This window comes from Leptospira ryugenii (assembly GCF_003114855.1).
In the GTDB taxonomy this organism is placed as follows: Bacteria; Spirochaetota; Leptospiria; order Leptospirales; family Leptospiraceae; genus Leptospira_A; species Leptospira_A ryugenii.
The window spans coordinates 43,820-55,046 of the sequence record NZ_BFBB01000009.1; the positions used below are offsets into that span (position 1 = coordinate 43,820).

An 11,227-nucleotide genomic window follows, 5' to 3' on the forward strand; every position below is an offset into this window, starting at 1 on the left:
CCCGTTATCCTTTACGCTTTATAAATGCCTTCGCAAATTCTGGCAAGACAAAAGCAGACTTGTGGATTTCGGGACTATAGTATTTTAATCCTTTTGGAACTCTTCCCGGCTCAGGGATAACCTGATATGGATCAATGGCATTTGATAAGAAGGTAAAACCTATGACACCAGAGGGATAACTGGGAATAGTCGTATAATAATATCCATATTCTGGAAAGATTTTAGGAATAAAGTCAAAGAGTGCGGAAATCACATCGCCATGGTACCAAAAAGATTCTGCCTGTGTAGCGATAATCCCGGTAGAGGAGAGAGCAGATGCCATATCACGAAAGAATGGCTCCTTAAAGAGAACTTCCGCAGGGCCCACAGGATCACTCGAATCAACAAGGATGACATCAAATCTCCCTTTATTCTCTCTTGCAAACTTTGCTCCATCATCATAATGGTGGATAACTCTTTTGTCTTTTAAGGCATCTGCACATTCGGGAAAGTATTGATAACTGATATCAACAACTGCTTTGTCAATCTCGCAAAGTACTACTTCTTTGACAGACGGGTGTTTTAATACTTCCCGAACTGTCCCTCCATCTCCTCCTCCAATCACAAGGACAGATTGAGGGTTTGGATGGCTCATCATCGGGATATGTGCTATCATTTCATGGTAGGAATGTTCGTCCTTGTTTGTGACCATCGTCACGCCATCTAAAGTGAACATCCGCCCAAAGGCTTGGGTTTCAAAGATATCAATTTTTTGGAAGGGTGAGCTCAATGAATCGAGGGTCTTTGTGACACGATAACTGACAGCTCGTCCTTTCTCTAATTCTAATTTTTCAGTGTACCAGATTTCCATGGATTCCCAACCTTTTCCTGTTTTGTAAATGCCAGGCTTTCCAGTGAGAAGATTCCGTGTAGTTTTTTTTGGTAAAAAATGCTTTCCAAAGTACTTTAGAGGGAGATACTTTTGTGACTTTTGAATCTAAGGCTCGAGGTTACAATCAATTATGCTAGGAAATTTTACAGAAAGTTTAAAAGGAACCATCGGAGGTGTTGCCCTTCTCATTGTCTCCTTTCCTGTTTTATTCAAGAATGAAGGATGTGCTGTTGATATAGCAAAGGGATTAGAAGAAGGGGCTGGTATTGTTGTCTCTATTGACGCAAAACAAGACAGCAACCAATACCAAGGTAAATTAATCCATACCATTGGTGAGGCAAAAGCAGGTTCCCCTACAGTTGATTCTGATTTTTCAATCTCTGTACCTTCTCTAGGTCTTACCCGTGAAGTGGAAATGTACCAATGGGACGAAAATGTGAGTGAAGACAAAGACAAAAAGAAAACATATAGATATGAAAAAAAATGGTCTTCTACAGAAATAGACTCTTCTCGTTTTGACGAAGCCAATACGCATAACAATCCTCCCTTTACTTATACTTCCAAAACTTTTTCTCCTTCAGAGGTTTCCATTGGAAATGTAAAATTTTCTGATGACTTGATCAATTCCATTCCAAGAACAGAAGATTTGCAATACGATGCGAACCAAACAAACCGAATGTCAGGTAGAGCTAAACTTGCTGATGGAAGGATCTATCTCGGTAAAAATCCAGCCTCACCAGAGATAGGTGATGTTCGGATCAAACATAAAATTGCACCTGAAGGAATCGCTTCCATCATCGGTCAGCTACAAAGTGGAATCGTAGGACCATACAAAACCAAACGAGACACCACCATCCTTATGTTTGATTATGGTTCAAAAGATGCGGCATCCATGTTCCAAGAGGCGCAAGATGCCAATGTCACACGTACTTGGATGGTGAGAGCGGCGGGTCTATTTCTGATGTTTTTAGGATTCCGTCTGCTTTTTGGACCTATAGCCGCAGCTGGCGGTTGGATCCCGATTTTAGATGGAATCTTGGAAATGGGAGTTAGCATCGTATCTGGTATCCTAGCATTCTCATTGTCCTTTATGACGATTTCCATAGCTTGGATCTTTTACAGACCACTACTTGGATTCGCATTGCTAGCGCTAGGCGTAGGAGCATTTATTTATCTATATAGCCAAAAAGGTAAGTTTGAAAAGACAAATCCCCAAAACTAAAAAACGACCAAAGAAAAGGTAGTTCCTTGGACAAGGAAGGAATTACCTTTTTTTAATTGGCAAGTTCTGCCACTCGTAGGGATGCTACAGAAAACGGCAATCTGCCCCTATGTTTAAAAAGTATTACAAAGTTTTTTATCTTCTCGGTTTTCTTGCTATGCCAGTATTTATTTTACTATTGGTTTATGGCTATGTCTATATCAACCAATTGGCAAGTGAGGACCTACATTGGGGACACAACCAGGCCTTCGCTTTTGCCCAAGCCCAAAGGGAGGGTAAGCTCATCCTTCTCTCCGTTACCAAAAAACCTTGTGAAGCTCTCATTGGGTTGGAATGTGGGGAGGGCAAACCCGATCTAGGCGTCTATGTTTTACTAAATCTTAGCCCTTCTCAGAAAGATTTTTCCCAACTCATCACGGATGATCGTTTTCTCGAGATCAAATCAGGTTCGCTTCCGCGTTACTATTTGTTAAATACGACAGGAGAGGTAAGGTACAATTCTGCCCAACTCCCTGCCATAGAGGATATGCAAAACCTTCCCAAAAAAGAATGATCACAGTTTTGCGTCTATGGTTCGGATGACTTCCATCACGGCGCAAAACAAAATGATCCCACCTCCAAGCCAGATACGATCTGGTGGGACTTCACCTAAAAAAAACCAAGCAGACATTGTTCCGTAAAAAGGACTCACAGTGGACAACAGTCCTACTGTTACAACCGGTAGTTTACCTATGCTGCGGATCCAAAGTGTATGTGCAAGTGCCGTGAAGACACCAGCAAGTACAACAAGAGAGAGCAAATATTCGGGAACAAAAAACATCTGCGAAAGTCCATTTGCGAATGGCAAAAGCAAAATAGAACTAGCAAACAACTGAATGGATAGAACTTGTGCACTTGGATAGTGAACATGCATTTGTTTGGTTAAGATATTTCTTAGGGAATAAATGACAGCGGAAAAAAGACCCCAGACAACACCCTGGAAAGATTGGTCTGACCAATCAAATTTTGGGACCATAAAAAAGAGTCCTAAAAAAGCGAAGCAGGTTAAAAGAAAAGAAAAAGGGTCTATCTTTTTTCCGACAAACAAGGGCTCAAGTATAGCTGTGAACACTGGGTAGGTGAATAATGATAACATACCTATTGCTACACTTGAAATTTGGATTGAATGAAAGTAGGTAACCCAATGGATGCCAAAGAGGATACCGATACCAAATAGTTTTAAAAAGTCAGTTTTTGAATTTGGCAAAAGAGGTTTGCCTCTTAGCTTTAGAAAACACAGGAGAAGTAGAAATGCGAAGACTGCCCTTCCGGCAATGATCGTAATCGCATGGAAGGGTAAGGTTTTCGCAAACAATGTCACGTTCCCCATGATGAGAACTGAGACATTTAACTCTAGGAGTGTCTGTGTTTTGGAGGAAGGAGCATTCACTACTTCCTAGGTTTCTAATCCCAAAAATTTGGCTATGGATTTTCTGTCTTTTTCCAAACTATGTTTGTGGATTTCCTCAATTGCCTTTTCTACAATTGGGGAAACGAAGAGTAAGCCAGATGTGACTTCTACCTCATAGGAACGTTTGGAATTGGCTCCATTAGAGGAATACATACTCTTGCCTTTGATCACAAACACATTGTCTTTGCCTGGTGGAGCGATCTTAAAGACGTGTGTATTTGTGCTCGTGTCAAACGTAGAATCTTCAAGCAAAGATAAATCGGAAAGTGCGGCTTGCAAGACAACAGGCATAGACCCTTCTAAACTCACTTTTCTTTTTTGTGTGATGATATTGCCTTCTTTCTTTTCTTCAAGAAGTGTAACATTCTTAAGGTCTGGGAACTGGTCCAAATGTTTGTAACGCTCTTCCCTTGCATGTAAGAGTTTTTCTAGAGAAACCGCAAATTCATGTGTAACTGTGTATTTCACTATTTTTTCTTTCCTTTTTTCTTTGCAGGTTTTTTGCTTGCCGCTTGTTTTTTCTTTGCAGGCGGTTTTGCCTTCTTAGCTTTCTGTGTGCTAGCCTTCTTCTTGGCAAGCGTTTTGGATGGGCTGGACTGAGCTTTTGTCTTGGCCTTAGGTAGGATTTTAACAGGGCGAGAATATTCTTCCACTACACTTAGAAGGGAATCGTCTTCCCAATAGAAAACTTGTTCTGTAACAGTCGACTGTTCCATTGCCAAGGCTTGTGCTTCTAAGAGAGAACTATTCGCCTCATTGAAATTTGCTAGTTTTTGAAAGAGTAAGTTGATCTTTGGGTCTTGGAATTTATTTCGTATCTTTGCATAGAAATTCCGAGCATCTTCTCCTTCTCGGATCGCAAGCTCTAGAGCTTTTTTTTCATCTTGTTTGACTTCGACGTTTTTGTTGCGATCCAATTTATCCATTAACTTCTGCATGGTGGAAGAATGAAACTTCTCAATTTCATTCAGCTGTTTTAAATTGGGCAGCTCTTTGCCTTCAGCATTTTTATATACCTCACGGATGAATTTAATGTGTTCATCTCCGTCGAGAGCGAGTTGGCTGAATATTTCTCGAATCTGACCTTCGGGTAATTGTTCGGATAGCCTAAGATAGAACTGGAAACATTTCACCTCATGGTCGATGGCCGCGGCGACTGCTTCTAAAAATGTAGTCTTTTTTAATGATTTCATAAAGAGGTTCCTTTTTTGGGAGCTTATATTTTCTTAGAGAAGACCTTCTGTTTCAAGTACTTTTCCGTACTTTCTAGATCGATTCTTTTGGTTCCATAGACAGAAAAAGGAACAGTTGCGCAATGTAGTACGTACTCATAATTAAAAACGATGCCAGCATGCGGTTCATTTCAGGAGCCAAAAACATTGAATAAGCGATGATAGAATCAGAGAGAATAAAAAGAATCGCACCCATCAATCCTAACTGAAAGCTTTGTTTGGGTCGACTACTCGCAGAAGCTACGCGCCAACCCATCAAACAAATTGCTGTCATATAGACAAAGACAGGAAGGGAAAGATTTCCCAGGTGTGGCAAGAGCAAAGCATAATAAGCGGCTCCAAATGCGAAAAAAGGAAGGGCTCGTTTCCAGAAGGAAGACTCACCAAAAGAGAAAGCATAAGCATACAACAATTGGGCGATCAAAAAAGATCCCAAACCAGGAACAAAGTATTCTTTGCCGGGAAGGGCTAAAAACGAATCCCCAAAGACGGAAAAAACCAAACCTAGAGTGAAAACCTTTCCTGGCTTTGGCAATCGTTTCCCATGCCGTATCATTCCATAGAGAAGCAATAAGATGGGAACCACTTTGGATGGTAAATAGAGAAGGCTTTCCTTATTTGAAAACCCTATGGCTAAAAAATGTAAGACAGAAAAAACGAGAAATAAAACTAGTAAAAGGTTCATAATTCTTACTTTACACCCTACTCTGCTAAGATTTTATCATGAGGAGAACTGAGTGTTTAATTCTATGAAACTATTACGTCACATGTCCATCCTTTTATTATTCTGCTCTTTGAGCTTACCGATGCAAGCAAGAGAAGTTCCCAGTGGTGGTGAAATGCTCATCGATCTCGCCATTGCAAGGCCAGTCGGTTTTGCAGGTACAGTTCTGGGAACTGGGGCCTTGCTCATTTCGACTCCCTTTACTTTGTTGTCTGGTACATGGACTCAGTCTATGCGCCGATTGGTTCTATATCCTGCAAAGTTTACATTCACTAGAGGCCTCGGTGAATTCCCAGGCTATATGGAAGAATACGCGACAGTAGAGGACTAGATTGGAAGAAAAACTTTTCGCAGAATTTGCACCCATCGCATCCGAAACTTGGATACAAACAATAACCAAAGACCTAAAAGGCCTCGACTATAGTAAAGTTAGGTGGCAAACTGAAGACGGCTTTATTGTAGAGCCCTTTTACTCGGAGGCTCCAGTAAGTCTCCCAGATATCCGAAGGGCAGAAAAATCTTGGAAGATCACTGAGTTTATCCCTCTTTCCAAAGAAAGTACGCAAGCAAATTTGGAAGCCAAACAAGCCATCCAAACGGGTGCGGAAGCTATAGTGTTTTCATTAGGGAGTGAAATCAAAAAGTTAGAGGATTTAATTCGAGAGACGACATTAGGTATCGATACAAAATTAACTCCCCTCCTGTTCACAAACCTTTCCCCGTATCTTAAAAGTGTTACGGAATGGAAATCCTTTGGAAGTGACTATACTAATATACACTTTGATATCGATCCATTTGTAAATATACTTTCCTCAGGAGACTTGGGACTACCTAAATCTGATTTATCCAAACACCTTTATTCGATTTCCCTATCCTTGCCAAAGAAAAGTATCTGTGTCCACTCGCATTACCTCCGTGATGCGGGTGCAAGCATCAGCCAGGAGCTTTCATTTGCCCTTGCTTGGGGACATGAATACCTGCAAATGCTTGTAAGTGAAGGTCAAAAGCCAAAGTTAGCCGCCGAATCCATTTGGTTCTGGATGGGTATTGGATCGGATTATTTTTCAGAAATTGCCAAGATTCGTGCATTTCGTATCCTTTGGGCACAGATCCTGGAACAATATGAAACCGGTCTAGGAGAATCTACATTACCGACGGTTCTTTCCCAAACGAGCACATGGAATTACACTGCCTATGATCCTTATGTGAACATGTTACGAGGTACAACGGAAGCTATGTCTGCTGTTTTAGGCGGTTCAGATTTTGTTGCCGTATTACCCTTTGATACAGTAGAAGGTGCGACTGAGTTTGGGAAACGGATTGCAAGAAATTCACAGCTACTCCTAAGGCATGAATCACATTTAGATAAAGTCCATGACCCTTCGTCTGGCTCTTACTACATAGAAAATCTCACCCACCAGCTGGCAGAAACTGCATGGAAGTCTTTCCAAACTTGGGAGGCAAAGGGAGGATTTTTCATTGGCATTCAAACTGGTGAAGTCCAAAAAGAGGTTCTCACCTCAGCTTCTCAAAAACGTGATGCCGTTGCGACAAAGAAACAAACTCTGTTGGGTTCAAACCAATACCCTTTAGCTTCTGAAAGGCACCCCAAGTTGCCATCGATCCTCGCAAATGGGAAGGAAGGAAAAGGAGAGGGTGGACAGTATCCGGCTCTTCCCATAAAACGTTTGTCATTCGATTTGGACCGCTTGCGTTCCCTTACGGATGCGCGGATTGCCCAAGGGAAAAGTGTGCCAAAAGTTTTCCTCTTAAGCATTGGAGATCTCACCATGAGAAAAGCAAGAGCTGGTTTCAGTGCTAATTTTATTGGTTGTCTTGGTTATGAAATTCTCGAACAGTCTGGATTTTCTGATCTGAAAGATGGCGTAAAGGCTGCCAAGGATGCCAAAGCTGACCTTGTGGTCCTCTGCTCTTCTGATGAAGAATACGCCACTCTCATCCCAGAATTTGGCAAATTGTTAAAAGAACAAATCCCCAGCGCATGGCCTTTGGTGGCAGGTTATCCAAAGGACCTCATTGAAGTAGCTGCCCAAAATGGTATTTCCGAGTTCATCCACCTGAAACGAAACCTCATAGAGTTCATGGAAAAAGCGCAGGCAAGGTTATAAAGGAAACGATCACATGAGACATGATTTTTCAAAAGTATCTTATTCTCCGAAGTCTCCCAAACTTTCAAAAGATAGTACCTCACTCTGGCAAACTCCAGAAGGGATACCGATACAATCTCGGTATGCGGCGGCCGATTTAGAGGGACTCGAGCACCTCCACTATGCAGCGGGTTTACCTCCTTACCTACGCGGGCCCTATTCTACTATGTATGTAAACAAACCCTGGACTGTAAGACAGTATGCTGGGTTTTCTACTGCAGAGGAATCAAACGCATTTTACCGAAGGAATTTAGCAGCAGGACAAAAGGGTCTTTCAGTTGCCTTTGACCTAGCTACCCATAGAGGTTATGATTCTGACCACGAACGAGTGGTAGGTGATGTTGGTAAAGCAGGTGTGGCCATTGATTCGGTTCTGGATATGAAGATCCTATTTGATCAGATCCCTCTCGACCAGATGTCAGTTTCGATGACAATGAATGGAGCTGTAATTCCGGTAATGGCATTTTATATTGTTGCTGCCGAAGAGCAAGGAGTCAGCAAAGATAAGTTAGCTGGAACCATTCAAAATGATATTTTAAAAGAGTTTATGGTGAGAAATACTTATATTTATCCACCAAAACATTCCATGAAAATCATTGCAGATATATTCGGTTATACATCCAAGTATATGCCAAAATTTAATTCCATCTCGATTTCAGGCTACCATATGCAAGAAGCTGGTGCCACTGCCGATCTAGAATTAGCGTACACTTTGGCTGATGGCTGGGAATACTTACAAACAGGAATACGATCTGGTCTGACCGTTGATGAATTTGCACCTCGCCTATCCTTTTTCTGGGCAATAGGTATGAATCATTTTATGGAAATCGCAAAAATGAGAGCAGGTAGACTTCTGTGGGCAAAAATTGTGAAACAATTTGAACCAAAAAATGCAAAGTCAATGGCATTAAGAACTCATTGCCAAACTTCAGGTTGGTCCCTCACAGAGCAAGACCCGTTTAACAATGTGGGGAGGACTTGTATTGAGGCAATGGCGGCGGCACTGGGACATACACAGTCGCTACATACCAATGCATTGGATGAAGCCATTGCCCTGCCAACCGACTTTTCCGCACGGATTGCACGGAATACACAGATTTATTTGCAAGAAGAGACCAATATACACCGCGTGATCGATCCTTGGGGAGGGTCCTTTTATGTGGAAAAATTGACTCATGATCTTGTCCATAAAGCATGGGGCCTCATCCAAGAAGTACAGAAGTTAGGTGGAATGGCAGAAGCTATCGAAACTGGAATTCCGAAGATGCGAATCGAAGAGGCTGCAGCTCGCAAACAAGCTCGTATCGACTCTGGAAAGGATGTCATCGTCGGTGTAAATAAATATCGCCTACCAAAAGAAGAACCTATCGACATATTAGATATTGATAATACAGCAGTAAGAGAAGCCCAAATCCGCAGGTTGCAGAAAATGAAAGCAGAGAGGGATGGAAAGGCGGTGGAATCTGCTCTCCAAGCGATCACACGTTGTGCAGAAACGGGAGAAGGCAATTTACTAGATTTGGCAGTGGATGCTGCGCGAAAACGTGCTTCCTTAGGTGAAATCTCATTTGCCATGGAAAAAGTATTTGGTAGGTATAAAGCAGTGATACGTTCCATATCAGGTGTGTATTCCTCAGAAATCTCTGAGGACAAAGGTTTTATTGAGGCTCGCGGTTTGGCCGATGAGTTTGCAACCTTGGAAGGTAGACGACCTAGGATCATGGTTGCCAAAATGGGCCAGGATGGACACGACAGAGGTGCCAAGGTTATTTCTACAAGTTTTGCAGATATGGGCTTTGATGTTGATATAGGGCCTTTATTCCAAACGCCAGCCGAAGTTGCAAAACAGGTAGTAGAAAATGATGCTCATATACTAGGTATTTCTTCTCTAGCCGCTGGGCATAAAACACTTGTACCGCAAGTGATTGAAGAATTACGTAAGTTAGGTGCAGAAGATGTGTTAGTTGTGGTGGGCGGAGTGATACCTGCCCAAGATTATGAGTTCCTTTACCAATCTGGCGCTGCTGCCATATTTGGTCCTGGTACTGTGATCTCGGAAGCGGCGAAACAAATCCTAACGATTATGCTCAATGAACGGAGAGCCGCGTAACTCGGACCAACCTTTGGATGAGACACCACCGAGCGCCTTACATGTAATGCCCGGGGTGTCCGATGTTCCGTCACTAAACCCTTACGTTGCAGAACAAAGAAAATTCCAAAAAAAGCGTATCTATACCCCTGAAGAATTAGCGGAAGGAATCCTATCCGGGAATCGTACTCTCCTATCGAAGGCAATTACCCTCGTGGAAAGTAACAGAGAAGATCACAATGAAATCGCTCAATCCATTCTTGAAAAAGTCCTACCAAGTTCGGGCAAAAGTATACGCATTGGGATTACTGGTGTGCCTGGAGTTGGGAAATCTACTTTTATCGAGGGCTTTGGAAATCACATCCTCTCTTTAGGTCGGAAGTTAGCCGTACTTGCCATTGATCCAAGCTCTCAACTAACACATGGTAGTATTTTAGGCGACAAGACAAGAATGGAGTCACTAGCCAAATCAGAAAATGCATTCATTCGACCTTCACCTAGCAGTGGATCTTTAGGTGGAGTCGCGAGAAAAACTCGAGAATCCATTTATCTCTGCGAAGCGGCAGGTTTTGACACCATCATTATTGAAACTGTGGGAGTTGGGCAATCTGAGACGCAGGTGCATTCTATGGTCGATTTCTTTTTGCTATTGATGCTTGCAGGAGCAGGCGACGAATTACAAGGCATCAAAAGAGGAATTATGGAAATGGCTGATTTAATCGCCATCAACAAAGCAGATGGGAAAAATGAACCTTATGCGACCCGAGCAAAGGCTGAATATGAATCTGCCTTACATCTTTTCCCGCCAGCGGCTTCTGGTTGGATGCCTAGAGCAGTTACTTGCAGTGGGCAGTATGGGAAAGGGATAGATGAAATATGGAATCTAGCACTCGATTACCAAAGGCATACAACTAAGTCAGGATACTTTCAAAAAAACCGAGAAGAACAAATCACGTTATGGTTCCGTGAAACTCTAAAAGAAGCTATTTTGGATCAATTTTTAGAAAGAGAAGGTATGCGTGATAGGATACATTTGGCTGAAAGTAAGATAGGCCAAGGAAAATCCTCTGTCATCCAAGAAATCAAAGGTCTATTAAAAACCTAATCCATTAAGACAATTTTTTTATATGTTCTTCGATGAGATTTTTATCGTTTTCGAATAGTTGGTTGAACTCTAAACCAATTTCATAATACTCCCCATCCGCAAACTCTTCCAATCTCACCACTTTTGCCTTTGGATAAAGTACATAACGTACATCAGGAAAACGCAACTCAAGTTCTAGTTTGGCACCCACAGGAATGGGTTCTTTACTTTGGAAAAGTAAACCCCCAATGGAGATATCCTGCGACTCTCCCATCCCATTGTCTTTAGGAAGAAAGTGTTGATCGGAGCCTACCTGTATGACTCGGTATTGCAAGAGTATCTTTTCTTTGATCCTCTGGTAGACTCTCTTTTCGGAAGACATGGGAT

Annotated in this window: 11 protein-coding genes and 1 pseudogene; 6 read left to right on the forward strand and 6 right to left on the reverse strand. The window is 42.1% G+C overall.

The window, feature by feature from the left end; translation table 11 throughout:
- Positions 1–4: 4 nt before the first annotated feature.
- Complete coding sequence (speE, locus tag DI060_RS17185) at positions 5–850, reverse strand: polyamine aminopropyltransferase (protein WP_108978235.1); 846 nt, start codon at positions 848–850, stop codon at positions 5–7.
- 151 nt (positions 851–1,001) lie between these two features.
- Here speE and DI060_RS17190 point away from each other — a divergent pair, with 151 nt between their 5' ends.
- Positions 1,002–2,093 carry a TMEM43 family protein gene (locus DI060_RS17190; protein WP_108978236.1) on the forward strand — a complete coding sequence of 364 codons (1,092 nt, stop codon included), beginning with the start codon at positions 1,002–1,004 and terminating at the stop codon, positions 2,091–2,093.
- Between the two features lie 109 nt (positions 2,094–2,202).
- Positions 2,203–2,646 (forward strand): hypothetical protein, encoded by a 444-nt coding sequence (locus DI060_RS17195; protein ID WP_108978237.1) that lies wholly within the window; start codon positions 2,203–2,205, stop codon positions 2,644–2,646.
- Here DI060_RS17195 and DI060_RS17200 read toward each other — a convergent pair whose 3' ends face one another.
- From DI060_RS17200 to DI060_RS17215, 4 genes are all read right to left on the reverse strand, one after another.
- Complete coding sequence (locus DI060_RS17200; protein WP_282097157.1) at positions 2,647–3,522, reverse strand: DMT family transporter; 876 nt, start codon at positions 3,520–3,522, stop codon at positions 2,647–2,649.
- Between the two features lie 6 nt (positions 3,523–3,528).
- On the reverse strand, positions 3,529–4,011 hold the full coding sequence (locus DI060_RS17205; RefSeq protein WP_108978238.1) for a DUF2505 family protein: 483 nt from the start codon (positions 4,009–4,011) through the stop codon (positions 3,529–3,531).
- Positions 4,011–4,736 carry a ferritin-like domain-containing protein gene (locus DI060_RS17210; protein ID WP_108978239.1) on the reverse strand — a complete coding sequence of 242 codons (726 nt, stop codon included), beginning with the start codon at positions 4,734–4,736 and terminating at the stop codon, positions 4,011–4,013. The genes DI060_RS17205 and DI060_RS17210 overlap by 1 nt, the downstream gene beginning before the upstream one ends.
- A gap of 73 nt (positions 4,737–4,809) precedes the next feature.
- The gene (locus tag DI060_RS17215; RefSeq protein WP_108978240.1) at positions 4,810–5,460 is read right to left on the reverse strand and encodes a lysoplasmalogenase; all 651 of its coding nucleotides are present in this window, start codon (positions 5,458–5,460) and stop codon (positions 4,810–4,812) included.
- Positions 5,461–5,524: 64 nt separating this feature from the next.
- On the opposite strand from DI060_RS17215, the gene DI060_RS17220 reads away from it, so the two are divergent.
- The 4 genes and pseudogenes from DI060_RS17220 (at position 5,525) to meaB (ending at position 10,861) form a co-directional block, all read left to right on the forward strand.
- Positions 5,525–5,830, forward strand: coding sequence for a hypothetical protein (locus tag DI060_RS17220; protein ID WP_244594485.1), 306 nt, complete (start codon positions 5,525–5,527; stop codon positions 5,828–5,830).
- 1 nt (position 5,831) lies between these two features.
- Entirely contained in the window at positions 5,832–7,628 is a 1,797-nt protein-coding gene (locus DI060_RS17225) for a methylmalonyl-CoA mutase family protein (RefSeq protein WP_108978241.1), read from the forward strand.
- 82 nt (positions 7,629–7,710) lie between these two features.
- Positions 7,711–9,777, forward strand: a pseudogene (gene scpA / locus DI060_RS17230) (methylmalonyl-CoA mutase); the annotation flags it as partial.
- 46 nt (positions 9,778–9,823) lie between these two features.
- The gene (meaB, locus tag DI060_RS17235; RefSeq protein ID WP_209452081.1) at positions 9,824–10,861 is read left to right on the forward strand and encodes a methylmalonyl Co-A mutase-associated GTPase MeaB; all 1,038 of its coding nucleotides are present in this window, start codon (positions 9,824–9,826) and stop codon (positions 10,859–10,861) included.
- 4 nt (positions 10,862–10,865) lie between these two features.
- Here the strand turns inward: meaB and DI060_RS17240 are convergent, their stop codons facing one another.
- Positions 10,866–11,222 carry a PilZ domain-containing protein gene (locus DI060_RS17240; protein WP_108978243.1) on the reverse strand — a complete coding sequence of 119 codons (357 nt, stop codon included), beginning with the start codon at positions 11,220–11,222 and terminating at the stop codon, positions 10,866–10,868.
- Positions 11,223–11,227 lie beyond the last annotated feature (5 nt).